The sequence below is a fragment of the Pseudomonas sp. PB106 genome (assembly GCF_009764645.1).
In the GTDB taxonomy this organism is placed as follows: Bacteria; Pseudomonadota; Gammaproteobacteria; order Pseudomonadales; family Pseudomonadaceae; genus Aquipseudomonas.
The window spans coordinates 14,601-36,439 of sequence record NZ_RWIM01000185.1 but is presented as its reverse complement, the minus strand read 5'-3'; the positions used below and the strand labels follow the sequence as shown (position 1 = coordinate 36,439).

General features: G+C 58.7%; 25 protein-coding genes and 4 tRNA genes. 17 read left to right on the top strand and 12 right to left on the bottom strand.

The window, feature by feature from the left end; translation table 11 throughout:
* Positions 1–6 precede the first annotated feature (6 nt).
* Positions 7–879 carry a LysR family transcriptional regulator gene (locus tag EJA71_RS23480; protein ID WP_158959913.1) on the top strand — a complete coding sequence of 291 codons (873 nt, stop codon included), beginning with the start codon at positions 7–9 and terminating at the stop codon, positions 877–879.
* A gap of 148 nt (positions 880–1,027) precedes the next feature.
* Here EJA71_RS23480 and gudD read toward each other — a convergent pair whose 3' ends face one another.
* Both gudD and EJA71_RS23470 read right to left on the bottom strand, forming a co-directional pair.
* Positions 1,028–2,371: a glucarate dehydratase gene (gene gudD / locus EJA71_RS23475; RefSeq protein ID WP_158959911.1), complete on the bottom strand. Its 1,344-nt coding sequence runs from the start codon at positions 2,369–2,371 to the stop codon at positions 1,028–1,030.
* Positions 2,372–2,396: 25 nt separating this feature from the next.
* Complete coding sequence (locus tag EJA71_RS23470) at positions 2,397–3,743, bottom strand: MFS transporter (RefSeq protein ID WP_158959910.1); 1,347 nt, start codon at positions 3,741–3,743, stop codon at positions 2,397–2,399.
* Positions 3,744–4,089: 346 nt separating this feature from the next.
* Between EJA71_RS23470 and EJA71_RS23465 the strand changes: the two genes are divergently transcribed.
* A complete protein-coding gene (locus EJA71_RS23465; RefSeq protein ID WP_158959908.1) occupies positions 4,090–4,803 on the top strand; it encodes a FadR/GntR family transcriptional regulator in 714 nt (237 codons plus the stop codon).
* 92 nt (positions 4,804–4,895) lie between these two features.
* A complete protein-coding gene (locus EJA71_RS23460; protein ID WP_158959906.1) occupies positions 4,896–5,129 on the top strand; it encodes a hypothetical protein in 234 nt (77 codons plus the stop codon).
* Between the two features lie 173 nt (positions 5,130–5,302).
* Here EJA71_RS23460 and yegQ read toward each other — a convergent pair whose 3' ends face one another.
* The gene (gene yegQ, locus EJA71_RS23455; RefSeq protein WP_158959904.1) at positions 5,303–6,628 is read right to left on the bottom strand and encodes a tRNA 5-hydroxyuridine modification protein YegQ; all 1,326 of its coding nucleotides are present in this window, start codon (positions 6,626–6,628) and stop codon (positions 5,303–5,305) included.
* A 155-nt stretch (positions 6,629–6,783) separates the two neighbouring features.
* On the opposite strand from yegQ, the gene EJA71_RS23450 reads away from it, so the two are divergent.
* Positions 6,784–7,845 (top strand): AI-2E family transporter, encoded by a 1,062-nt coding sequence (locus EJA71_RS23450; protein ID WP_158959902.1) that lies wholly within the window; start codon positions 6,784–6,786, stop codon positions 7,843–7,845.
* Here the strand turns inward: EJA71_RS23450 and EJA71_RS23445 are convergent.
* The 3 genes from EJA71_RS23445 to EJA71_RS23435 form a co-directional block, all read right to left on the bottom strand.
* Positions 7,842–8,024 (bottom strand): hypothetical protein, encoded by a 183-nt coding sequence (locus tag EJA71_RS23445; RefSeq protein ID WP_158959900.1) that lies wholly within the window; start codon positions 8,022–8,024, stop codon positions 7,842–7,844. The genes EJA71_RS23450 and EJA71_RS23445 overlap by 4 nt on opposite strands.
* Before the next feature lie 103 nt (positions 8,025–8,127).
* Entirely contained in the window at positions 8,128–8,322 is a 195-nt protein-coding gene (locus tag EJA71_RS23440) for a hypothetical protein (protein WP_158959898.1), read from the bottom strand.
* Between the two features lie 233 nt (positions 8,323–8,555).
* Positions 8,556–8,915 (bottom strand): hypothetical protein, encoded by a 360-nt coding sequence (locus EJA71_RS23435; RefSeq protein ID WP_034154666.1) that lies wholly within the window; start codon positions 8,913–8,915, stop codon positions 8,556–8,558.
* Positions 8,916–9,171: 256 nt separating this feature from the next.
* Here EJA71_RS23435 and EJA71_RS23430 point away from each other — a divergent pair, with 256 nt between their 5' ends.
* Together EJA71_RS23430 and EJA71_RS23425 are read left to right on the top strand one after the other, a co-directional pair.
* Positions 9,172–9,990: a shikimate 5-dehydrogenase gene (locus EJA71_RS23430; protein WP_158959897.1), complete on the top strand. Its 819-nt coding sequence runs from the start codon at positions 9,172–9,174 to the stop codon at positions 9,988–9,990.
* A gap of 210 nt (positions 9,991–10,200) precedes the next feature.
* The gene (locus EJA71_RS23425) at positions 10,201–10,719 is read left to right on the top strand and encodes a cupin domain-containing protein (RefSeq protein WP_158959895.1); all 519 of its coding nucleotides are present in this window, start codon (positions 10,201–10,203) and stop codon (positions 10,717–10,719) included.
* Positions 10,720–10,835: 116 nt separating this feature from the next.
* Here the strand turns inward: EJA71_RS23425 and EJA71_RS23420 are convergent, their stop codons facing one another.
* Positions 10,836–11,483 (bottom strand): YceH family protein, encoded by a 648-nt coding sequence (locus EJA71_RS23420; protein ID WP_158959893.1) that lies wholly within the window; start codon positions 11,481–11,483, stop codon positions 10,836–10,838.
* 125 nt (positions 11,484–11,608) lie between these two features.
* On the opposite strand from EJA71_RS23420, the gene EJA71_RS23415 reads away from it, so the two are divergent.
* Positions 11,609–12,118 carry a DUF1993 family protein gene (locus EJA71_RS23415; protein WP_158959892.1) on the top strand — a complete coding sequence of 170 codons (510 nt, stop codon included), beginning with the start codon at positions 11,609–11,611 and terminating at the stop codon, positions 12,116–12,118.
* A 160-nt stretch (positions 12,119–12,278) separates the two neighbouring features.
* Here the strand turns inward: EJA71_RS23415 and sstT are convergent, their stop codons facing one another.
* Complete coding sequence (gene sstT, locus EJA71_RS23410) at positions 12,279–13,511, bottom strand: serine/threonine transporter SstT (protein WP_158959890.1); 1,233 nt, start codon at positions 13,509–13,511, stop codon at positions 12,279–12,281.
* A gap of 306 nt (positions 13,512–13,817) precedes the next feature.
* Here sstT and EJA71_RS23405 point away from each other — a divergent pair, with 306 nt between their 5' ends.
* A complete protein-coding gene (locus tag EJA71_RS23405; RefSeq protein WP_158959888.1) occupies positions 13,818–14,981 on the top strand; it encodes an MFS transporter in 1,164 nt (387 codons plus the stop codon).
* On the opposite strand, the gene nhaR is transcribed toward EJA71_RS23405, so the two are convergent.
* Positions 14,976–15,875: a transcriptional activator NhaR gene (gene nhaR, locus EJA71_RS23400; RefSeq protein ID WP_158959886.1), complete on the bottom strand. Its 900-nt coding sequence runs from the start codon at positions 15,873–15,875 to the stop codon at positions 14,976–14,978. The two genes, EJA71_RS23405 and nhaR, sit on opposite strands and share 6 nt — an antisense overlap.
* A 133-nt stretch (positions 15,876–16,008) precedes the next feature.
* On the opposite strand from nhaR, the gene EJA71_RS23395 reads away from it, so the two are divergent.
* Both EJA71_RS23395 and EJA71_RS23390 read left to right on the top strand, forming a co-directional pair.
* Entirely contained in the window at positions 16,009–16,251 is a 243-nt protein-coding gene (locus tag EJA71_RS23395; RefSeq protein ID WP_007965379.1) for a hypothetical protein, read from the top strand.
* A 29-nt stretch (positions 16,252–16,280) separates the two neighbouring features.
* Complete coding sequence (locus EJA71_RS23390) at positions 16,281–17,030, top strand: TerC family protein (protein WP_158959885.1); 750 nt, start codon at positions 16,281–16,283, stop codon at positions 17,028–17,030.
* A gap of 79 nt (positions 17,031–17,109) precedes the next feature.
* On the opposite strand, the gene EJA71_RS27400 is transcribed toward EJA71_RS23390, so the two are convergent.
* Positions 17,110–17,277, bottom strand: a complete 168-nt coding sequence (locus EJA71_RS27400) for a hypothetical protein (protein WP_178113741.1) — start codon at positions 17,275–17,277, stop codon at positions 17,110–17,112.
* Positions 17,278–17,513: 236 nt separating this feature from the next.
* Here EJA71_RS27400 and EJA71_RS23385 point away from each other — a divergent pair, with 236 nt between their 5' ends.
* The 3 genes from EJA71_RS23385 to EJA71_RS23375 all read left to right on the top strand — a co-directional run bounded on the left by EJA71_RS23385 (position 17,514) and on the right by EJA71_RS23375 (position 18,703).
* Positions 17,514–18,185: a peptidase C39 family protein gene (locus tag EJA71_RS23385; protein WP_158959883.1), complete on the top strand. Its 672-nt coding sequence runs from the start codon at positions 17,514–17,516 to the stop codon at positions 18,183–18,185.
* Between the two features lie 89 nt (positions 18,186–18,274).
* On the top strand, positions 18,275–18,481 hold the full coding sequence (locus EJA71_RS23380) for a DUF6021 family protein (RefSeq protein WP_158959881.1): 207 nt from the start codon (positions 18,275–18,277) through the stop codon (positions 18,479–18,481).
* 12 nt (positions 18,482–18,493) lie between these two features.
* The gene (locus EJA71_RS23375) at positions 18,494–18,703 is read left to right on the top strand and encodes a hypothetical protein (protein ID WP_158959879.1); all 210 of its coding nucleotides are present in this window, start codon (positions 18,494–18,496) and stop codon (positions 18,701–18,703) included.
* A gap of 53 nt (positions 18,704–18,756) precedes the next feature.
* Here EJA71_RS23375 and pbpG read toward each other — a convergent pair whose 3' ends face one another.
* The gene (gene pbpG, locus EJA71_RS23370; RefSeq protein ID WP_158959878.1) at positions 18,757–19,695 is read right to left on the bottom strand and encodes a D-alanyl-D-alanine endopeptidase; all 939 of its coding nucleotides are present in this window, start codon (positions 19,693–19,695) and stop codon (positions 18,757–18,759) included.
* Between the two features lie 230 nt (positions 19,696–19,925).
* Positions 19,926–20,780 carry a bifunctional methylenetetrahydrofolate dehydrogenase/methenyltetrahydrofolate cyclohydrolase FolD gene (gene folD, locus EJA71_RS23365; protein ID WP_158959876.1) on the bottom strand — a complete coding sequence of 285 codons (855 nt, stop codon included), beginning with the start codon at positions 20,778–20,780 and terminating at the stop codon, positions 19,926–19,928.
* Positions 20,781–21,055: 275 nt separating this feature from the next.
* Here folD and EJA71_RS23360 point away from each other — a divergent pair.
* From EJA71_RS23360 to EJA71_RS23345, 4 genes are all read left to right on the top strand, one after another.
* Positions 21,056–21,132 (top strand) — tRNA-Arg (locus EJA71_RS23360).
* A 32-nt stretch (positions 21,133–21,164) separates the two neighbouring features.
* Positions 21,165–21,240 (top strand) — tRNA-His (locus EJA71_RS23355).
* A 58-nt stretch (positions 21,241–21,298) separates the two neighbouring features.
* A tRNA-Leu gene (locus EJA71_RS23350) sits at positions 21,299–21,383 on the top strand.
* A gap of 77 nt (positions 21,384–21,460) precedes the next feature.
* Positions 21,461–21,536, top strand: a tRNA-His gene (locus EJA71_RS23345).
* The last annotated feature ends 303 nt before the right edge of the window (positions 21,537–21,839 follow it).

Below are 21,839 nucleotides of genomic sequence, written 5' to 3'. Positions count from 1 at the left end.
CTGGGCATGATTCGACCTCAATTGCCGCTCAATGCACTGCGCGCCTTCGAAGCCTCGGCGCGCCACTTGAGCTTCACCCGCGCGGCGGTGGAACTGTGCGTCACGCAAGCGGCGGTCAGCCATCAGGTCAAAAGCCTGGAGGCCCAACTTAACGTGACCTTGTTCAAACGCCTGCCCCGTGGGCTGATGCTGACCAGCGAAGGCGAAACCTTGCTGCCGGTGCTGAGCACCTCGTTCGATCACATCGCGCAGATGCTCGAGCGCCTCGCTGGAGGACAGTATCGCGAAATGTTGACCGTTGGCGCGGTCGGCACCTTCGCCGTAGGTTGGCTGTTGCCGAGGCTGGCGGACTTTCGGGCGAAACATCCGCTGATAGATTTGCGTTTGTCGACGAACAACAACCGCGTGGATGTGGCGGCGGAAGGGCTGGATTACGCGATCCGCTTTGGCGCCGGGGCGTGGCATGGCATCGAGGCGACGCGTTTGCTGGAGGCACCGCTGTCGGTGTTGTGTGTGCCGGAAATCGCTCGGCAATTGCAGGCGCCGGGGGATCTGTTGCAGCAAACCCTGCTGCGTTCCTATCGCACCGATGAATGGCCGCAATGGTTTCAGGCCGCCGGACTGGCGACGCATGCCGCACCGCCGCAAAGCATCGTGTTCGATTCGTCGCTGGCGATGATGGAAGCGGCGTTGCAGGGTGGCGGGGTGGCGTTGGCGCCACCGCTGATGTTTGCCCGGCAGCTGGCGGCGGAGGTGATCTGCCAGCCGTTTGCGGTTGAGATCACGACGGGGAGTTATTGGTTGACGCGGTTGCAGTCGCGGCCTGAAACGGCGGCGATGCTCGCCTTTAAAAACTGGCTGCTACAGATCTCTGTCTGACTCACATCGTCCCTGTGGGAGCTGGCTTGCCAGCGATAGGGCCGGACCGGTCAACATCGATGTCGGCTGACCCACCGCTATCGCTGGCAAGCCAGCTCCCACAGGTTCATTTGTCAGAATACAAAATCTGATTCAACCCAGCCTTGTTTCACCGCACCAGACACGGCCGCTTGTTATCGAACTTCCACCCCGGAATCAGAAACTGCATCGCCACGCTGTCATCCCGCGCGCCGAGGCCCATGCCTTTGTACAGTTCGTGCGCCTTGGCCACCTGATCCATATCCAGCTCGACACCCAGCCCCGGTTTTTTCGGCACCTGCACCAGACCGTCGACAATTTGCAGCGGCGCCTTGGTCAAGCGCTGGCCGTCCTGCCAGATCCAGTGAGTGTCGATAGCGGTGATGTCGCCCGGTGCGGCAGCCGCGACATGGGTGAACATTGCCAGCGAGATATCGAAGTGGTTGTTGGAGTGCGAGCCCCAGGTCAGGCCCCATTCATGACACATCTGCGCCACGCGCACCGAACCCTGCATGGTCCAGAAGTGCGGGTCGGCCAGCGGAATGTCCACTGATTGCAACTGAATCGCGTGGCCCATCTCACGCCAGTCGGTGGCGATCATGTTGGTGGCGGTTTTCAGCCCGGTGGCGCGGCGGAATTCGGCCATCACTTCACGTCCGGAATAACCGTTTTCTGCACCGCACGGGTCTTCGGCGTAAGCCAGAACGTGATGCTGATCGCGGCACAAACGGATGGCTTCTTTCAGTGACCACGCGCCGTTCGGATCGAGGGTGATGCGCGCGTCGGGGAAGCGCTCGGCCAGTGCGGTCACCGCTTCGATTTCGGCATCGCCACTGAGCACGCCGCCCTTGAGTTTGAAGTCCTTGAAACCGTACTTGGCATGCGCCGCTTCGGCGAGACGCACCACCGCTTCGGCCGTCATCGCCTTCTCGTGACGCACGCGGAACCAGTCATTGTCGGCGTCCGGTTCGCTGCGATAGGCGAGGTCGGTTTCCCGTTGATCACCGACGTAGAACAGATAGCCAAGCATCTTCACTTCATCGCGTTGCTGCCCTTCACCGAGCAGCGCTGCGACCGGCACGTCAAGATGCTGGCCGAGCAAGTCGAGCAGGGCGGCTTCAAGCCCGGTGACCGCATGGATGGTGATGCGCAGGTCAAAGGTCTGCAAACCACGGCCACCGGCATCGCGGTCGGCGAAGGTCTGGCGCACCTGATTGAGGATCTTTTGATACGTGCCGATCGGGCTGCCGACCACCAGGCTGCGCGCGTCTTCCAGTGTTTGGCGAATGCGCTCGCCACCGGGCACTTCACCGACACCGGTGTGGCCGGCGTTGTCCTTGAGAATGACAATGTTGCGGGTGAAAAACGGCCCGTGGGCACCGCTGAGATTGAGCAACATGCCATCGTGGCCGGCCACCGGGATGACTTGCATGTCGGTGATGATCGGGGCTTTGGCGGTGTCGTGTGCGGTCATGGTTTTTATCCTTTTAATAAAGAGTTCAGGCGTGCTTTGGCGCAGCTTCAACCACGGCAATTTCAGCCGCAGGTTTCGGTGTGGTGCGCGCGAAGAAAACAATGATGGCGGCGATGATCGAGGTCGCGGCCAGACCATAGAGGCCGCCCTGAATCGAACCGGTGTGTTCTTCGAGCAAGCCGAACGTGGTCGGCGCGACGAAGCCGCCGAGGTTGCCCACCGAGTTGATCAACGCGATCACCGCTGCAGCGATGCGTGCATCCAGATAGGCCTGCGGAATCGGCCAGAACAACGACGATGCCGATTTGAAACCCAGCGCGGCAAAACAGATCGCGACGAAGGCGAAGATCGGCCCGCCGGTGGTGGACATGAACATCCCCGCAGCGGCGATCAGCAGCGCGGTGGCGACCCACGCCTGCTGATGTTTCCACTTGGCCGAGAACGAGGCGAAGGCGTACATGCCGATGATCGACAGCAACCACGGAATCGAGTTGAACAGGCCGACCTGGAAGTCGCTCATCTCGCCCATTTTCTTGATGATGCTCGGCAGCCAGAAGGTCGCCGCGTAGATGGTCAATTGAATGAAGAAATAGATCAGGCAGAACAGAATGATCTGGCGATCCTTGAGCAGTTTGCCCATCGATGGCCGGATCGGCGTCGCAGCTTCACGGGCCTTTTGCTCTGCGTCGATGGCGTTGACCAGTGCGTCCTGTTCGGCGCGGGTCAGCCATTTCGCGTCGTGGGGTTTGGCGTCGAGCCAGAACCAGACGAAGACGCACAGGCACACCGAAAACATCCCTTCAATGAAGTACATCCATTGCCAGCCGTGCATGCCCAGCCCGTTGATCTGCAGGAGCAGGCCGGACAACGGGCCGGAGATCAACGAGGCTACGGCAGAGCCGCTGAGGAAGATTGCAATCGCCTTGCCGCGTTCGGCGCCGGGCAGCCAGCGGGTGAAGTAGTAGATCACTCCAGGGAAGAACCCGGCCTCGGCGACGCCCAGCAAAAAGCGCAACACATAGAAGTGGGTTTCGTTCTGGATGAACGCCATGCCGGCGGCGACCAGACCCCAGGTGAACATGATCCGCGTCAGCCAGATTCGTGCGCCGACTTTCTGCAGGAGCATGTTGGACGGGACTTCGAACAGCGCGTAACCGATGAAGAACAAACCAGCGCCGAAGCCGTAGGCGGCGGCACCAATACCGAGGTCGTGTTCCATGTGGGTGCGGACGAAACCGATGTTCACCCGGTCAATGTAATTGACGATGAACATGATCACGAAGAGCGGCAGGACGTGGCGTTTCACTTTCGAGATGGCCGAGGCGAGTGTCGAATCGACGCCCTCGTTCATCCCGGAGACGGAGGTTTTCACTTGGTTTTCTCCCACTGATTATTTTTATGCGGGGTAGGGCTGGGTGCTGCGTTGTTGATAGACATCATACAACTGCGTTTTTTTGTCCTACAAGTAGGGAGGGCCGATTAATTTTGTCTGGAAGGCCGGTTTTTTATGCTTTTCTGTATTTTATCTCAATGTTTGTGGGCTTTAATGGGGCGCAAGGTCCGATGCATTTTTTCCGGAGCACAGGTTTGATGATCAGATGTGCCTGAATTACCTTCGCTAAATTTGAGTGTTGTCATACAAGCTAGGGCGTTAAAATCCAGCTCATCTGTTCTCTCACGATGCTACGATCCGCAAGACCCGATCACCGGAACCGACCATGCAAGAAGACCTCGACGCCCCCGCCCGTAAACGCGCGCACAACCTTGCCCATGACCTGGTGGAGAAACTCACCCAGAGCATCCTGCTCGGCCATTTGTCCCCCGGCGACAAACTGCCGTCGGAGAATTCCATCGTTCAGGAGCACGGCGTCAGCCGCACCGTGGTGCGCGAGGCGATTTCCAAATTGCAGGCATCGGGGCTGGTCGAGACGCGGCATGGCATCGGCACATTCGTGATCGAACGCGCAGCGGAGCAGGGCTTGCGCCTGAATGTCGACACGGCGCTCGGTGTACGCAGCATTCTTGAACTGCGCCTGGGCCTGGAAACCCAAGCCGCCGCATTGGCCGCGCAACGGCGTAGCGAGCAGCAACTGCTGCAGATGCGCCAGGCCCTGGATGACTATCAGCGCCTGCTGGACAACAACGACAGTTGCGTCGAAGCGGATCGACGCTTTCATTTGCTGATTGCCGAAGCCACCGGCAACGTCTGCTTCAGCGAGATCATGCAGCACCTGGGCAGTGCGATGATCCCGCGCAACCGCCTCAACGCCGCCGAGCGCGGTGCGGCGGATCTGAGCAAACTCGGTCAACTGGCCCATCTGGAGCACGAGGCGATTCTGAATGCGATCAAGCGTCAGGATGCGGATGCAGCGCGGGCAGCGATGTGGCTGCACTTGACCAACAGCCGTGACCGCTTCTCGGCGCAGGGTTGATCGCCGTTGGTCTGTTCGATAGCACGGCGATCACGGGGGCACTTCCAAGTGATATGGCCCGGGTTTTCCGGACCTCCTTGGTGAGGTGTGTCATGGCTAACGACTTGCTGTTTCAGGGTGGCGTTCTTCCCACCGATCCGAACCGGCCGATGCCCGGAACCGATGAGCCGACGTTGGCGGATCATGATTCTCCGATGGGCATGCCCCCGGGCCAGGATCCGCTGAGCGATGCCGACCGGCCCGAAGACTGGAAGGATCCGGCGCCGGATGATGAAGACGTTCCGCCGGCGGACGAGCCGACGCCGTTGTCGGATGATCGGCGCTGAGCCCTGACAGTTGTGTCGGATTTGCCGGCCCCATCGCTGGCAAGCCAGCTCCCACAGGATAGGCGGATGTACATGACAACCATGTGCACCCTGGAACCCTGTGGGAGCTGGCTTGCCAGCGATGACGGCATCCGCTTCAACAAAAAAATCACCGATCAAACCGCCGCGCAGGTCTAGCGCAGATCCCGCATCAACAACCCAAACCGCAAATCCACTGCATCCGGAATCGGCAGATACACCGTATGCCCATCCCCCGGCGCCACGTCGATCGCTGCACCTTTTGCGCTCTGCAACTCATGCAGATCAAAATGGAAATTGCCTTTGGGGGTCATCAGTTCCAGATGATCGCCAAGGGCAAAGCGGTTCTTCACCTTGACCTCGGCCAGACGATCACGCCGCTCGCCGGTCAGTTCGCCGACGAATTGCTGGCGCTCCGAGACTGAGCTGCCGTTCAGGTAGTTCTGATATTCGTCATGCACATGGCGACGCAGAAAACCTTCGGTGTAGCCGCGCTGGGCCAACGACTCCAGATCGGTCATCAAGCTGCGGTCAAACTCACGACCCGCCACTGCGTCATCAATCGCCCGGCGATACACCTGGGTGGTGCGCGCGCAGTAGAAATGCGATTTGGTCCGGCCCTCGATCTTCAATGAATGCACGCCCATGCGGGTCAAACGCTCGACGTGTTGCACGGCGCGCAGGTCCTTGGCGTTCATGATGTAGGTGCCGTGCTCGTCTTCGAACGCCGGCATCAATTCGTCAGGACGATTGGCTTCCTGCAACAGAAACACCTGATCGGTGGGCGTGCCGAGGCCAAGGGTTGGCCCGGGTCGAAAGGTCTGGACGATTTCGCCGAGCTGGTTTTGCGTGGCTTCCTGCGCCGAGTATTTCCAGCGACAGGCATTGGTGCAGGTGCCTTGGTTGGCGTCGCGCTTGTTCATGTAGCCCGACAGCAGGCAGCGCCCGGAATAGGCCATGCACAACGCGCCGTGGACGAACACTTCCAGCTCCATGCCGGGCACCTGTTCGCGGATTTCGCCGATCTCTTCCAGCGACAATTCTCGCGACAGGATGATCCGGCTCAGCCCCAGTTGCTGCCAGAACTCGACACTCGCCCAATTCACCGTGTTGGCCTGCACCGACAGGTGAATCGGCATCTGCGGGAAGTGCCGGCGCACCAGCATGATCAGCCCCGGGTCGGACATGATCAGCGCATCCGGCGCCATCTCGATCACCGGCGCCAGGTCCTTGAGAAACGTCTTCAACTTGGCGTTGTGCGGGGCGATGTTGACCACCACGTAGAAACGTTTGCCTTGCGCCTGCGCTTCGTGAATGCCCAGCGCCAGATTGGCATGATCGAATTCGTTGTTGCGCACCCGCAAGCTGTAGCGCGGCTGGCCGGCGTAGACCGCATCGGCGCCGTAGGCGAACGCGTAACGCATGTTTTTCAGGGTGCCGGCGGGGGCGAGCAGTTCCGGGGTGGCGAGGGTCGGGGTCATGGCGGTGTCGGTCGCAAAAGCGCAGCAGGGTAAGTCAGATGCGGCGAGGGTTTGTTGATCTGGATCTATGCTCCATGAATAAAGATGGCACTCGTGCAGGCCCCGGTTGACTAAGCATCGGGGCGTGTAGGACGCCTGACTGACATGGATCGGACATGAACGAAAAAAGTCTTCAATTCAAATCCCTCACCGTGCTGCTGTTGCTGGTCACGGTGGCGTTTATCTGGATCCTCTTGCCGTTCTACGGCGCGGTGTTCTGGGCGGTGATTCTCGGTATTGTGTTTGCGCCGATGCAACGCCGGCTGCAGGCGAAATTCGGCTGGCAGCGCAACCTGACGTCCCTGTGCACCTTGTCGATCTGTCTGGTGATTGCGATTCTGCCGGTGATCATCCTCAGTGTGCTGCTGGTGCAGGAAGGGGCGACGGTCTACAAGAACATCGAAAGCGGCGAGCTGGATATTGCTGCGTATCTGGCGCAGTTCAAGCACAGCCTGCCGCCGTACTTTCAGCACTTGCTCGACCGCTTCGGCATGGGCGAACTCAATGGCCTGCGCGAAAAAATCGTCAAATCGGCGATGCAGGGCAGCCAGGTGCTGGCCAGTCAGGCGTTCAGTTTTGGCCAGGGCACGTTCGAGTTCGTGGTGAGTTTCTTCATCATGCTGTACCTGCTGTTTTTCTTTTTGCGCGACGGCGCCGAACTGGCGCGCAAAGTGCGCAGCGCCGTGCCGCTGGAAGAACATCACAAGCGTCGTCTGCAACTGAAATTCAACCGGGTGGTGCGGGCGACCGTGAAGGGCAATCTGGTGGTCGCGGTGACACAGGGCGCGTTGGGTGGGGCGATTTTCTGGTTTCTCGACATCCCCAGCGCGTTGCTGTGGGCGGTGTTGATGGCGTTTCTGTCGCTGTTGCCAGCGGTCGGCGCGGGGATCGTGTGGGCGCCGGTGGCGGCTTACTTCCTGCTCAGCGGGATGATCTGGCAGGGCGTGGTGCTGGGACTGTTCGGGATCTTTGTGATCGGGCTGGTGGATAACGTGCTGCGCCCGATCCTGGTGGGCAAGGACACCAAAATGCCCGACTACATGATTCTGATCTCGACCTTGGGCGGCCTGGCGGTGTTTGGTCTCAACGGTTTCGTGATCGGGCCGCTGATCGCGGCGCTGTTCATGTCGAGCTGGGCGCTGTTCGCCGAGACCAAACCCAAGGTGCAACTGCCTTAGGCATGAAAAGCAGCGCTGACCATTTGTTGTGACAAGGCCTGCGCGGCGGGCAGCGAAGTGAGCGGGCCGCTGATTGGCTCGCCGTCGCGCACCAGATACCAGCAGGCGAGCAATCCCGACGCTCTGAGCGAAGCGGGAACGGCGCTGCCGATGACTGACATGATTTGAACCTGAGCCATGAAAAGTACCTCCATCAATCTATGGGGCTACCTTAGGGACTCGCGGGATTTTGCGACAATCAACCGTTTCGATAGTGGTCATTGATGCCAGTGAGGTCTGGCTTCAATCGACCACTTGATCGAGCATGTGCATGACTTCGCGCTCGTTGAGCAGGCCTTTGTGCACAAGGTTTTCGGCCAGCAGCGAAAGAAATTTCGCGCAGCGATGGCCTTCCAGGTGCTTGAGCTCGGTCAGCGCGCCGTACACCTTGCTGGAGGTGCACAGGCCGACGGTGCGGTGCGGGTTTTGTGTTGGCATACAGTCGTCCTTGTTTTTATCAACCTGTTGTTTACGGACGGATTCAGAGTGCGGTTCCGTCATGACAAAGCGATGACCGTTTTGTGGAAATCTACATAACGGTCAATCCATCATGCCGACTTTAGCCGCTGAAACTGTCCTCACAGCGACGTTGGCGCGATTTTTTCAGACGTTGGCCGACCAACGGTCATAAAAAAGCCCCGCTGTAAAAGCGGGGCTTTGTGTTTCTGCCATTACCAGCGCGGACCACCGTAGTAGTGCGGGCGACCGTAGTAGCCGCGAGGCGGGCCGTAATACACCGGGGCCGGTTGCACGTAGACCGGTTGCTGAACGTAAACCGGCGCTGGCTGGTAGTAGACCGGTGGCGGTGGCTGCTGCACATAGACCGGTGGTGGCGGCGCGGCATACACCGGCGCCTGCTGCACATAAACCGGGCGATCCTGATTGATCAGTGCCGAGCCGATGATGGCCGAGCCGACGATCGCGCCAAACACTGCCGGGCCTTGCCAGTAATTGCCGCCATGGGCTTCTGCTTGCCCTGCGACAGCGAATGCACCAATCAGCAGGGCCACGATAGGGAGTTTACGAATCATGATAATTCCTCGGTTCTTCGACCCGGCGGCAGGGCCTGCACCAGGCCCACAGTTGTCGCGGGGATACTTCTAAGACAGCGAAATTCTGAAATTCAGCACAGCCACTGGGTAAATTTTGTGTAAGGTCTGTACCGGTTTGTTTACCGAGCCGCGCAAGGGCCGCGCGATACGTTTAAAACAGGCCTCTATGATCGTTCAGAACCCGATGGGCTGGCTAATCCCGTCTATCCGAAAGTGCGTTTGAAGGAGAAGTTTCATGCAGATGAACCCGAACAAAGACACCCAACTGTGCATGTCCCTGTCCGGACGCCCAGGTAACTTCGGTCTGCGTTTTCATAACCATTTGTATGAGCAGTTGGGCCTCAATTTCTATTACAAGGCGTTCAGCAGCCAGGACTTGAACGGCGCCGTGGGCGGGATTCGCGCGCTGGGGATTCGCGGTTGCGGCGTGTCGATGCCGTTCAAGGAAGCCTGCATTGCGCTGGTCGATGAGCTGGACGCGTCCGCTGCGGCGATTCAGTCGATCAATACCATCGTCAACACCAGCGGCCACCTCAAGGCGTACAACACCGATTACATTGCCATCGAGCAGTTGCTGAAAACCCACGCGGTGCCCAAAGAATCGACTTTCGCCCTGCGCGGCAGCGGCGGCATGGCCAAAGCAGTGGCCAGTGCCTTACGCGATGGCGGCTATAAAAACGGTTTGATCGTTGCGCGCAATGAGCGGGCAGGGCGGGCGCTGGCGGAATCGCTGGGCTATCGCTGGCAGGCGGAGTTGGCCGACGAGCGCCCGCGGATGCTGATCAACGTGACGCCGGTGGGCATGGACGGCGGGCCTGAGGCGGGGCAACTGGCATTCGAGCCGGACGTGATCAAAGCGGCGGACACCGTGTTTGATGTGGTGGCGATTCCATCGGAGACGCCGCTGATCGTGCGTGGCCGGGCCGAGGGCAAGAAGGTCATTACCGGCCTGGAAGTGATCGCGATCCAGGCACTGGAGCAGTTTGTGCTGTACACCGGCGTGCGCCCGAATGAAGCGCAGTTTGCGGCGGCGGTGGCGTTTGCCCGCAGCTGATTCTGTGAGTTGTGTAGGGGCCCTACCGGTCCCATCGCTGGCAAGCCAGCTCCCACAGGATTTGCGGGTGTCCCCATTTTTGTGTTCCAACCGGTTACCTGTGGGAGCTGGCTTGCCAGCGATGAATTCACCTCGGTTTATCCTGCTGCCTATACTGCCTCCCCAGCAAGCACAGACTTGCCCACCATAAAAACCGTGACCGAGGCCCCCATGCACCCACCCATTCTCAACCTGCATCAGGTCGCACTCGAACCCCTGCCCGAAGCCCTCGCCCCGGAAGGCGAAACCGCCGGGCGCTATCAGCAGCGCATGGCCCGTATCGGCCAGCAATTGGGTTCGCAAAAACTTGGTTATCGTCTGTACGCGCTACCGCCGGGCATGCGCGGCAGCCCGTTTCACAGCCATCGGGTCAACGAAGAAATGTTTTACGTGGTGGCCGGGGAGGGCGAGGTGCGTCTCGGTGCCGAACATTTTCCGATCCGCGAAGGCGATGTGATTGCCTGCCCGCCGGGCGGACCGGAGAAGGCGCATCAGATCATCAATACCAGTCAGGCCGAACTGCGTTATCTGGCAGTGAGTACTCAACAGCAGCCGGAAATTTGCGAATACCCGGATTCGAACAAATATGCGGTGATGGATAACTTCACGATTGATGCCGAGGGTCATGCCTCAGGTTTTGTTGCGGTAGCACGGCAGGCGGATGGCGTCGATTACTGGGATGGCGAGTAACGCGCAGATCCCTGTAGGAGTGAGCCTGCTCGCGATAGCGGTTTGTCAGTCACATAATCTTTGGATGACACACCGCTATCGCGAGCAGGCTCACTCCTACAGGGGTTACGCGGTGGCTATTCGAGGCGGGCCAGGCGTTCTTCCAGCGCGGCGATCCGCGCCTCGAGCTCTTCGATGCGCTCGATCGAGACGCCACTGCTCGCACCGCGATCCGACGGATTCTGCCGCGCCGCCATGATCGCTTCGATGTCCGCCGGATCACCCAGCGCATGGGTGTAACGATCTTCACGCTGACCGGCCTGACGCGGAATCAACACCGCCAGCCCGCGCGCAATCAGGCGTTCAAGTTGATGCACCACCTGTTCGGCATCTTCGAAATCATGCATGCGACCGCTGCGGGTCAGCAGTTCGTTGACGGTTTGCGGGCCGCGCAGAAACATCAATCCACTCAGAATCACCTGGGCCGGCACCAGTTCCAGCGCCTTGTCGACCTTGTGCTCCCAGCGGTCGGCGCGACTGCCCATGACCAGTTTGGCGAAGCCGCGACCTTCGAGGGCACGCAGGCTCTGGCCGACCTGGCCTTGGGTCAGGTTCATGACTGGTTCGCGGCTGGTTTTCTGATTGCACGCGGTGACCAAAGCGTTGAGTGTCAGCGGATAGGTTTCCGGGCTGGTCGCCTGTTTTTCGATCAACGAGCCGAGGATGCGGATTTCCGTGGCATTGAGCCGAGGCTCGTCGAAGGTGGATTCTGGTTCTGTGGTCATCGCGCGTTCCCTCTGCAGTCGAAGGCGCCTAGCCTAATCCTTGCCAAACAAAAGGCAAGCCGTGTGGTCATCAAGCATGGCTATAATCGCCTCCTTGTTCCACCCAGCCATCACACGAGACTGCCATGACCATTTCCCTGTACGCCGCATCCGTCCCGGTTTTTCAACAAATGCTCAACGCTTTGAGCGATGTGTTGAAAAAGGCTGAAGCCCACGCCACCGAGAAAAACATCGACCCGAACGCGTTCCTGCAAGCGCGTCTGTTCCCGGACATGTTCCCGTTGACCCGTCAGGTACAGATCGCTGTGGACTTCGCCAAAGGCGTTTCCTCGCGTCTGGCTGAAGTCGAAGTGCCGAAGTACGACGATACCGAAACCACCTTCGCCGAGCTGCAAGCCTTGATCGCCAAGGTGCTGGCCTACATCGGCGAGATCAAGCCAGAGCAGATCGATGGCAAGGAAGGCATCGAAATCATCACCCGTCCGGGCACTCCGAAAGAGAAGCGCTTCAGCGGTCAGGCTTACCTGCTGACTTACGGTCTGCCGCAATTCTTCTTCCACGTCACCACCACGTATGCACTGCTGCGTCATAACGGTGTTGAAGTGGGTAAACGCGATTACATGGGCGCGTTCTAAAACACCCAGATACACAAAAGCCCGCCAAGGTTTGCGCCTTGGCGGGCTTTTGTTTTCCCTGTGGGAGCGAGCTTGCTCGCGAATGCGGTGGGTCAGATGACAATGATGTTAACTGACCCGCCTCTTTCGCGCGCAAGCTCACTCCCACAGGGTAAGAGGGTTACGCAGTACGTTGGGCTTTCGCTTCTTCGCCCAGGCACGCTGCGGCGGTGAACAGCACGTCCGTCGACGAGTTCAGCGCGGTTTCGGCGGAATCCTGCAACACACCAATAATGAAACCGACTGCCACGACCTGCATGGCGATTTCACTCGGAATGCCGAACAGGCTGCACGCCAGCGGAATCAGCAGCAGCGAACCACCGGCCACACCCGAAGCGCCACAGGCGCAAATCGCTGCCACAACGCTGAGCAGGATTGCGGTTGGGATGTCCACGGCGATGCCCAGGGTGTGCACGGCTGCCAGCGCCAGCACGGTAATGGTGATCGCCGCACCGGCCATGTTGATGGTGGCGCCCAGTGGGATCGATACCGAATAGGTGTCTTCGTGCAGGCCCAGACGCTTGCTCAATTCCAGGTTGACCGGAATGTTCGCCGCCGAGCTGCGGGTGAAGAATGCAGTGATACCGCTTTCACGCAGGCACTTGAGGGTCAGCGGGTACGGGTTGCGGCGCAGCTTCCAGAACACGATCAGCGGGTTCATCACCAGCGCGACGAACAGCATGCAGCCAAGCAGGACAGCCAGCAGATGCGCGTAACCGATCAATGCGCCAAAGCCGGAGGTGGCCAGTGTCGAAGCCACGAGACCGAAAATACCCAGCGGTGCGAAGCGAATCACCACGCGGACGATCACGGTCACGCCGTTGGACAGGTCGCCCAGCACTTCGCGGGTAGTGTCGCCGGCATGGCGAATCGCGATGCCCATGCCGATGGCCCAGGCCAGAATGCCGATGAAGTTGGCGTTCATCAGGGCGCTGACCGGATTGTCCACCACGCTCAGCAACAGGCTCTGCAACACTTCAGTGATGCCGCCCGGGGCGGTCACTGCGACGTTTTCAGTCGCCAGCACCAGATGCGACGGGAAGGCCATGCTGGCAACCACGGCCACCACTGCTGCGGCGAACGTGCCCAGCAGATAGAGGAACAGAATCGGGCGGATATGGGTTTCCTGGCCGTGCTTGTGGTTGGCAATCGAGGCCATCACCAGTACGAATACCAGAATCGGTGCTACGGCTTTCAACGCCGACACGAAGACCTTGCCGATGAATGCCGTGGATTTGGCCAGCTCAGGCGCAATCAGGGCCAGCGCAATACCGGCGATCAGGCCGATCACGATCTGGGTGACCAGGCTCAGTTTGCTCAAGCGTTGCAGTAGAGAAGGGGATGAAGCTGTCATAACGGCATCTCTGTTTTTATAGGGTGCGAGGTCTCGTGGGCAGGCACGAGCCGACAGTCGAATCGACATCAGCGTCTTAAACACGTCGCTGATCAGGGTGTACGTTTTTCAGGGCGCGGACTTTATCACAGCGTAGGCCTTATCCTTCAGGCCTGTGACGATCTGCCACCGGATCAGACGACAAACTCGGCAGGTTTGGGCAAGTCAGCCCGGACGCACTCTGTTAAGATTGCCCATCCTTATTTTCAAGTCATGCCAGCGGGCCTCCGGGTCAACGCTGGTGTTGTCGTTTTGCTGGAGTTGCGCATGCTGTTGCCCATTCTTCTGTTGTCCGCCGCCGGTTTTACGGTGCTGACCACAGAATTCGTCATCGTCGGCCTGTTGCCGGCGATTGCCCGCGACCTTGAGGTCACCATCCCGCAGGCCGGTCTGCTGGTGACTCTATTCGCTTTTACCGTGGCGATGTTCGGGCCTTTCTTGACCGCATATTTCGCCCGCTTCGAACGGCGCAAGCTGTTTATCAGCATCCTGATCATGTTTGGCCTGGCCAATACCGTGGCCGCGCTGGCCCCGAATATCTGGGTGATGGCGATTGCCCGACTGATCCCGGCGCTCGGTTTGCCGGTGTTCTGGGCCTTGGCCAGCGAAACAGCGGTGGACATCGTCGGCCCGGATTTCGCCGGTCGGGCGATTGCCAAAATTGGCTTCGGCATTGTCTGCGCCACGGTTTTCGGCATTCCGGTCGGCACGCTGATTTCTGACGCATTCGGCTGGCGCAGTGCCTTTGGGATTCTGGCGGTGATTGCCTTTGCCAAAGCTTTGTTGCTGTTTGTTTATTTGCCGAAAACCAGTCTCCACCAGCATCAAGTCAGCTTCCGCTCGCAGTTCAAGATCCTGCGCAGCCCATTGATGATCGGCCACATCGTGCTGTCGATTCTGGTGTTCAGCGGCATGTTTACCGCTTACACCTATCTGGCCGATATTCTTGAGCGTCTCGCCGGTTTCAACGGCACGGTGGTCGGTTGGTGCCTGATGGCCTTCGGCGCGGTCGGGCTGATCGGCAACTCGCTGGGCGGTCGTGCGGTCGATAAGCATCCGCTGGGCGCGTCGGTGTTGTTCTGCGCGTTCATGATCGCCGGCATGGTCTCGCTGGTGCCGAACATCCATTCGCCAGTGGGGCTGGCGGTGGCGATGGGCATCTGGGGCATCACTCAAGCCGCGTTGTTCCTGGTCAGCCATGTGCGCCTGATGAAAGCCGCGCCGGAAGCGCCGGCCTTTGCTGCCTCGCTGAACATCGCCGGGGCCAATCTGGGGATTGGTCTGGGCGCCATGGTCGGCGGCCGGGTCATCGACGGCGCGGGCCTGGGCTTCCTCGGCTTCGCCGCCGCTGGCTTCATCCTGCTGTCGGTGTTCCTCGCCATGGTGCTGATGACGCTCAAGCCGCGCGAGATCTGCGCCGAGGCGTCATAACGCCGTAAACAGCTCCCGTCGGGCACCTTCGGTAATCGCAACGATGCCGGGGTGCTTGACCTTGCGCTCCACCGAAATGGCATAGAAGGACTCGGTCACCGCATCGGTCTGGCCGATCAACTCGACGCCGTATTGGCGTTTGACCTCATCGGCAATCACGCTCGGGCCGATAAAAATCCCGCTGCCGGATTGGCCGAACGCCTGCATCAAGGCACTGTCATCGAACTCGCCGACGATTTGCGGCTGAATCTGCTGCTCGGCGAACCAGCGCTGCAAGCGGCTGCGGACTACGGTTTCCGCGCCCGGAATCAACAGCGGCGCACCGTGCAGACTGCGTGGGAAATCCTGACCGTATCGGGCTGCCAGTTCAGGGGTGGCGAAAAAACTGATCCCGCATTCACCGAGCTTCTGGCTGTAGCCCTTGATGTCGAGATGCGAGGGCATCGGGCTGTCGGAGATCACTAGATCCAGACGCTGGATGGCCAGATCGGCGAGCAGGCGTTCGAGTTTGTCTTCGCGACAGGTGATGCGCAGCGGTTCGTTCAATTCCATGGTCGGCGCGATCAGGCGATAGACGATGGATTTGGGCACCACGTCCGCCACGCCGACGCGGAACAGAATCTGCTGCTCGTTGGGTTGCGCGCGCAGCATCAATTCCAGTTCGCCGCCCAGTTGAAACATGTGCTCGGCGTAGGGCAGGGCTTGTCGCCCGGCTTCGGTGAGCTCAAGTTGCCGGCCCACTCGTCGAAACAACTCGATGCCATAGGTTTGTTCGAGCAGGGAAATCTGCCCGCTGATGGTCTGTGGCGTCAGATTCAGTTGCTCGCACGCACGCACGATGCTGCCGGTCTTGGCCACAACCCAGAAGTAATGCAGTTGTCGGTAGTTGAGCATGGTGATCTTCACTTCGTGAAAACCGAAGTATAGCCGCTAAAAATACGAATTTTCCTGAAGTGTTTGTCTCCCTAGAATGCCCAGCCATCGACGACCGGTCTGTGACCCTGTCTGTTCATTCGAAGGAAGCCACATGAAATACACAATCCCAGCATTGATGTTTACGTCTTTACTGCTTATGGCCGGTTGCGATCAGGCCGAAAAAAGCGCCCAGCAGTTGATGGGTAAAGCCGCCGAGAGCGCCAAGCAAGCGATCGATGACACCCATAAAGCCGCGGAGCAAGCGCTGAGCGATGCCACGGGCGGGTTGATCGAGAAAAAAGAAACACCGGAAAAAGACGCGGAAAAATCCGAATCTTCCTCCAAGACCATCTAATTCGTCTTACACAGAGTCAGGACTGACCCATGGAATATCTGTTACAGCTCGCCGCCAGCCCCACCGCTTGGGTTGCTTTGGCCACATTGGTGGTGATGGAAATCGTGCTTGGCATCGATAACCTGATCTTTATCTCGATCCTGACCAACAAACTGCCTAAGCAGTACCAGCAGAAAGCACGCCGCATCGGTATCGGCATGGCGTTGATCCTGCGTCTGGCGCTGTTGAGCACCATCGCGTTCATCGTGCAGTTGACCGCGCCGGTCATCGAGATTCTCGGTCAGGCGTTCTCTTGGAAGGACATGATTCTGATCGCTGGTGGTCTGTTCCTGGTGTGGAAGGCGACGACCGAGATCCATCACAGCATGGACCCGGCGCCGGAAGATCCGAAGTCGGCGACCTCCACCGTGACCTTGGGCTTTGCCGCGGCTATCGGTCAGATCCTGATGCTCGACATGGTGTTCTCGATCGACAGCATCATTACCGCGGTCGGCATGACCGAACACTTGCCGATCATGATTATTGCGGTGGTGGTGTCGGTACTGGTGATGCTGTTCGCGGCTGAGCCGCTGGCCAAGTTCATCAACGACAACCCGACGGTGGTGATGCTGGCCCTGGGCTTCCTGATCATGATCGGCATGACGCTGATCGCCGAAGGCTTCGGTGCCCACGTTCCGAAAGGTTATGTGTATGCAGCGATGGCATTCTCGGCAGCGATTGAGGTGCTGAACATGATGTCCCGCCGTGCGAAGCAGAAGAAACTGGCTGAGCAGGTGTAACGTTAGATAAGCCAAAAGGCCCTCTGGATTCTTGGTATTCAGGGGGCCTTTTTTATGGGTACAGATTTATTTCAACGCGTCAGTGCGCAGTCACGTGACGAACGCGGTGCTTCTCAGGCTTCTCGACCGAGGTTGGTTGAATCGGGTGATGGTGGCGTCGAGAAATCCGCAGCACGCCCCACAGCATGGCGGCGGCCACGGCCAGCCAGCCGGCAATCAACATTACAATGGTGATGGTCAGGCTCATCTGTGCCTCCTCTTCGCCCTGCATCGGGCGCCCGCTTTTGTTCAATTCGCTCTATTTCACTGACAGTCTAGCCAATGGGGTGTTTCAAGCTATTGACCAAAGGTCGCTGGTGACCAATCAGTTTGCTCTATGCAAGCCATGGGTCTGCCGCTTAAGGCTATACCGCAAGCCCAAGCAGCCCTATGATCGCTGGCGTTGCCGGAACACGATGACCGGCGTCTGAACAGAGAGTGACGATGGTGCAGGTATTTTCTCGAATTCGTGCGGCGCTGATGGCGGCCGGTTGCGTGGTCGCGTTGGCCGGATGTGCGGGCACGGTGGCGCCGGAGGTCAAGCGCTTGCCGGAGCGGGTCGAGCTGAGCGGGACGTTCTATCGTGGGCAAGCCAATCAGAGCGGGCCGCAAGTATTGGCCAGCCTGTTGTCGCAGCAGGGCATCGTGATCACCCCGGGTTTGCTGGAAAAACCACTGCATTTGCCGGGCGCTGAAGACAAGTTGCAGCAGAACCTGCAAAACCTCGCGCGTGAATACGGCATGGTCGTTTATCCGCTGGACAGCAATCTACCGGCGCTGTTGACCCAGGTCGCCGCAGGTTACCCGGTGATGGTGCGTTTCAGCGAGGGTTCGGCATTTTGGGCAGAGCCGCGTTACGCCATCCTCTCCGGCTACGATCGCAACAAACAGAAGGTGCTGCTGCGCGCCGGCATGAACCGGCGTGAATTGATGAGCTTCAGTTCCTTTGAGTCGGCGCTGGAAAAGTCCGGCGGCTGGGCAGTCCTGATCCAGAAACCGACGCAGATTCCTGCTGCCGTCGATCGCCAGCGCTGGCTCAAGGCGGCCGATGAACTGGCCCAGGCCGGTCAGGAAAACGAAGCGGCGCAGGCGCGCAAGGCGCTGGCAGCGCACTGAGTTTCCGTTCGTCATCTGCCGGGCACGACTGCGCCCGGCACGCCTCCTATGTGTAGAACCCGTGTTTTGCGGGTGAAACAGGAGGCGATATGAAAGATTCCCCATCATCTAAAGGCCCGCATTCATCCGAGCATTCCTCAGGAGATGATTTGGGGTTCGATCCGGACTCGCCCGATCTTGATGATCCCCAGGTCGATCCTGTCGGTCCCGCCAAGGCGCCCCTCGACGTCGAGCCCGGCGAGGATGAAAAGAAACCTGCCAAACCTTATGACCCACTGGCCAATCTGAAACCTTGATGGGAGGTGCGTATGAGTACCGATTCAAGCTTCGACGACCAAAAAACACCGGACAGTGTTCCGACCACGCCAGAGCCGGAGATCGATCCGGTGCTGGACCCGGACAGCCCGATGCGCGACCCGATGGCCCGGCCCAATGTGCTGACGCCTGAGCCTTCACGGGATCCGAGCGCAGGGGATGGCATTCCCGATGACGAAGACATGCCGTTACCTAATGACTGATTCACAGACGAAAAAAAGCCCCGAGTTTTTGGGGCTTTTTCTTGTGTGGCGGATTACTTGGACGCTTCAACCACGCCGCTCTGGCGCGACTTGAGGTTTTTCTCGGCCTTGTATTGCTGAGCCACGGCAGGAACGCTGGCGCTCTTGCCGGTCTCCACCCAGCTGCGGATACGGCTGGCATCGGCAAAATGGGTGTACTTGCCGAACGCGTCGAGAATGACCAGCGCGACCGGGCGGTTGCCCATCTTCGTCACCAGGACCAGGCAGTGGCCGGCCGGATTGGTGAAACCGGTTTTGGTGATCTTGATGTCCCAGTCGGCTTTATTGACCAGATGATCGGTATTGCGGAAACCCAAGGTGTAATTGGGTTTGCGGAAAGAAACGGTTTTTTCCTTGGTCGTGGTGAGCTCGCTAAGGATTGGGTATTTGCTCGCAGCCACCAGCAACTTGCTCAAGTCGCGGGCGGTAGAGACGTTGCGCTCGGAGAGGCCCGTTGGCTCGACATAGTGAGTGTTGGTCATGCCCAGCGCCTTGGCCTTGGCGTTCATCGCCGCAATAAAGGCCGCGTAGCCGCCCGGATAGTGATGCGCAAGGCTGGCAGCGGCGCGGTTTTCCGAGGACATCAGGGCGATCAGCAGCATCTCGCGGCGCGGCAGTTCACTCTTGAGTTTGACTCGGGAGAACACACCTTTCATCTCCGGTGTGTTGCTGATATCGACATTGATCCATTCGTCCATGTTTTGCCGGGCTTCAACCACCACCAGTCCAGTCATCAGCTTGCTCACCGAGGCGATCGGCACGATCACGTCAGGGTTGCTGGAATAAATGACTTTGTTGGTCTGCATATCCATGAGCAGGGCGCTGCCGGAGGCGATCTTCAATGTCGAAGCATCACGCGGGGCAGCGGTGGTTTCCGCAGCGTTGATCGTTGGCGTGATGAATGTGCCTGTAAAAGCAAAAAACAGGCTCAGAATCGAAAGACGAATTTTCACGCGGGCGAACTCATAAAGGTTGGATATTCCGTTAGTTTGTAACGGGTTATTTCTTCAAAGCGTCGCATTCTAGGAGTATGGCTGAAGATCTGTCGATGGTTGTTTTAAGCACCTGAAAATCTCGTGAAAAGGCCTGTAAAAAGAGGGGTTTCCGGCGAACGGTTACAGTTTTTTCTCAGGCATGAAAAAACCCGCACGAGGCGGGTTTTTTCAGAGCTGAAAACGACGACTCACGCGTGCAGGGTTTCTGCTGCGTAGAGGGTATTTTCCAGCAGGCAGGCGCGGGTCATCGGACCAACACCGCCCGGTACTGGAGTGATCCAGCCGGCGCGGGGCAGGGCGGTCTCGTAGACGACGTCACCGACCAGCTTGCCGTCGTCCTGACGGTTGATACCGACATCGATCACGATCGCGCCTTCCTTGATCCACTCGCCTTTGACCAGACCCGGTTTGCCGGCGGCCACGACCACCAGATCGGCACGGCCGACGTGGCCAGCCAGATCCTTGGTGAAACGGTGGGCCACGGTCACGGTGCAACCGGCCAGCAGCAGTTCCATGGCCATCGGGCGACCGACGATATTGGAAGCGCCGACGACCACTGCATCCATGCCATACAGATCGGCACCGGTGCTTTCCAGCAAGGTCATGATGCCTTTCGGAGTGCATGGCCGCAGCAATGGGATGCGTTGTGCCAGGCGACCGACGTTATAAGGATGGAAACCGTCAACGTCTTTGTCCGGGCGGATGCGTTCCAGCAATTTGGAGGCATCGAGGTGCTCGGGTAGCGGCAACTGGAGCAGGACGCCGTCGATTGCAGGGTCGTCGTTGAGGCGATCGATCAGATCGGTCAGCGCTTGCTGCGTGGTTTCGGAGGGCAGGTCGTAGGCTTGAGAGAGGAAGCCGACCTCTTCACAGTCTTTACGCTTGTGCGAGACATAAACCTGAGAGGCAGGATCGCTGCCGACCAGGATCACCGCGAGGCCGGGAGTGCGCAGGCCTTGCTGGCGACGCTCGGCAACTCGTTTGGCGATCTGCTGGCGCAGGCTGGCGGCGATCGATTTGCCGTCGATTAGTTGTGCAGTCATTGCGCGTGATTAACCATCGAGAGGGGAAAAAATGAGAACGCATTCTCGCATGTCGCGCGGTGAGGGCAAAGGCGCTTGGTCAGCAAATTCCGCTAACCCCTTTAATTAAATGAATTTTTTTCAAAAAGGATTTGACGACCTTTGGAGCGCTCTATACTATTCGTCGCACTTGTCGGGCACAGCCTAGCACTGGTTAAGAAGGTGAAGTGGAATCAAGGTTCTGCGACACTGGAAAGCACTTAGTTTGTAGTCCTTTAAGAGTACAGATTAATAAGGCGCCCGTAGCTCAGCTGGATAGAGCATCCGCCTTCTAAGCGGATGGTCGCAGGTTCGAGTCCTGCCGGGTGCGCCATTAGGCAGCTTTGGCACAAGTAACGCGATATGGTGGGCGTAGCTCAGTTGGTAGAGCACGGGATTGTGACTCCCGTTGTCGTGGGTTCGATCCCCATCGTCCACCCCATATTTCGAAAAAACGCCAGATTTAACGGTCTGGCGTTTTTGCTTCAAAGGCTTCATCTGCGGATGTGGTGGAATTGGTAGACACACTGGATTTAGGTTCCAGCGCCGCGAGGCGTAAGAGTTCGAGTCTCTTCATCCGCACCAATTAAAGCTTCATTCGTGCCTTATGGCTGGTGAGGTTTCAACAAAGAAGTTATTTGGCTTTTTTGTTACGCAATATGGTGGGCGTAGCTCAGTTGGTAGAGCACGGGATTGTGACTCCCGTTGTCGTGGGTTCGATCCCCATCGTCCACCCCATATTTCGAAAGGCGCCAGATTTAACAGTCTGGCGCCTTTTTTGTTTTAGCGGTTTTGAAAATCGGCAATTGCCGGTTTCGGGACGCAGGGGCAGGGCGCTTCGTCGTATTTATGTTGCTCGATGCTGCTGCACTGTCCGCCGGGCTTGCTTGCAAGAACGGCCGTCAAGGAGTGATGCAGTCCCTTCTATATATAGAAGAGGTCGGCGCAGAGCCTTGGCGTGATTGGTTGTATTCGCCTGTGGGGCGCGCTGCATCCGTGCATCGATCCCTATAAATTGCCTGCTGTTTTTTTACCCGTTTT

Excerpts from the sequence above, each read along its gene's own strand:
- EJA71_RS23480 (WP_158959913.1), top strand. The coding sequence starts at position 7 with ATGATTCGACCTCAATTGCCGCTCAATGCACTGCGCGCCTTCGAAGCC.
- gudD (WP_158959911.1), bottom strand. The coding sequence starts at position 2,371 with ATGACCGCACACGACACCGCCAAAGCCCCGATCATCACCGACATGCAA.
- EJA71_RS23465 (WP_158959908.1), top strand. The coding sequence starts at position 4,090 with ATGCAAGAAGACCTCGACGCCCCCGCCCGTAAACGCGCGCACAACCTT.
- EJA71_RS23460 (WP_158959906.1), top strand. The coding sequence starts at position 4,896 with ATGGCTAACGACTTGCTGTTTCAGGGTGGCGTTCTTCCCACCGATCCG.
- yegQ (WP_158959904.1), bottom strand. The coding sequence starts at position 6,628 with ATGACCCCGACCCTCGCCACCCCGGAACTGCTCGCCCCCGCCGGCACC.
- EJA71_RS23450 (WP_158959902.1), top strand. The coding sequence starts at position 6,784 with ATGAACGAAAAAAGTCTTCAATTCAAATCCCTCACCGTGCTGCTGTTG.
- EJA71_RS23445 (WP_158959900.1), bottom strand. The coding sequence starts at position 8,024 with ATGGCTCAGGTTCAAATCATGTCAGTCATCGGCAGCGCCGTTCCCGCT.
- EJA71_RS23440 (WP_158959898.1), bottom strand. The coding sequence starts at position 8,322 with ATGCCAACACAAAACCCGCACCGCACCGTCGGCCTGTGCACCTCCAGC.
- EJA71_RS23435 (WP_034154666.1), bottom strand. The coding sequence starts at position 8,915 with ATGATTCGTAAACTCCCTATCGTGGCCCTGCTGATTGGTGCATTCGCT.
- EJA71_RS23430 (WP_158959897.1), top strand. The coding sequence starts at position 9,172 with ATGCAGATGAACCCGAACAAAGACACCCAACTGTGCATGTCCCTGTCC.
- EJA71_RS23425 (WP_158959895.1), top strand. The coding sequence starts at position 10,201 with ATGCACCCACCCATTCTCAACCTGCATCAGGTCGCACTCGAACCCCTG.
- EJA71_RS23420 (WP_158959893.1), bottom strand. The coding sequence starts at position 11,483 with ATGACCACAGAACCAGAATCCACCTTCGACGAGCCTCGGCTCAATGCC.
- EJA71_RS23415 (WP_158959892.1), top strand. The coding sequence starts at position 11,609 with ATGACCATTTCCCTGTACGCCGCATCCGTCCCGGTTTTTCAACAAATG.
- sstT (WP_158959890.1), bottom strand. The coding sequence starts at position 13,511 with ATGACAGCTTCATCCCCTTCTCTACTGCAACGCTTGAGCAAACTGAGC.
- EJA71_RS23405 (WP_158959888.1), top strand. The coding sequence starts at position 13,818 with ATGCTGTTGCCCATTCTTCTGTTGTCCGCCGCCGGTTTTACGGTGCTG.
- nhaR (WP_158959886.1), bottom strand. The coding sequence starts at position 15,875 with ATGCTCAACTACCGACAACTGCATTACTTCTGGGTTGTGGCCAAGACC.
- EJA71_RS23395 (WP_007965379.1), top strand. The coding sequence starts at position 16,009 with ATGAAATACACAATCCCAGCATTGATGTTTACGTCTTTACTGCTTATG.
- EJA71_RS23390 (WP_158959885.1), top strand. The coding sequence starts at position 16,281 with ATGGAATATCTGTTACAGCTCGCCGCCAGCCCCACCGCTTGGGTTGCT.
- EJA71_RS27400 (WP_178113741.1), bottom strand. The coding sequence starts at position 17,277 with ATGAGCCTGACCATCACCATTGTAATGTTGATTGCCGGCTGGCTGGCC.
- EJA71_RS23385 (WP_158959883.1), top strand. The coding sequence starts at position 17,514 with ATGGTGCAGGTATTTTCTCGAATTCGTGCGGCGCTGATGGCGGCCGGT.
- EJA71_RS23380 (WP_158959881.1), top strand. The coding sequence starts at position 18,275 with ATGAAAGATTCCCCATCATCTAAAGGCCCGCATTCATCCGAGCATTCC.
- EJA71_RS23375 (WP_158959879.1), top strand. The coding sequence starts at position 18,494 with ATGAGTACCGATTCAAGCTTCGACGACCAAAAAACACCGGACAGTGTT.
- folD (WP_158959876.1), bottom strand. The coding sequence starts at position 20,780 with ATGACTGCACAACTAATCGACGGCAAATCGATCGCCGCCAGCCTGCGC.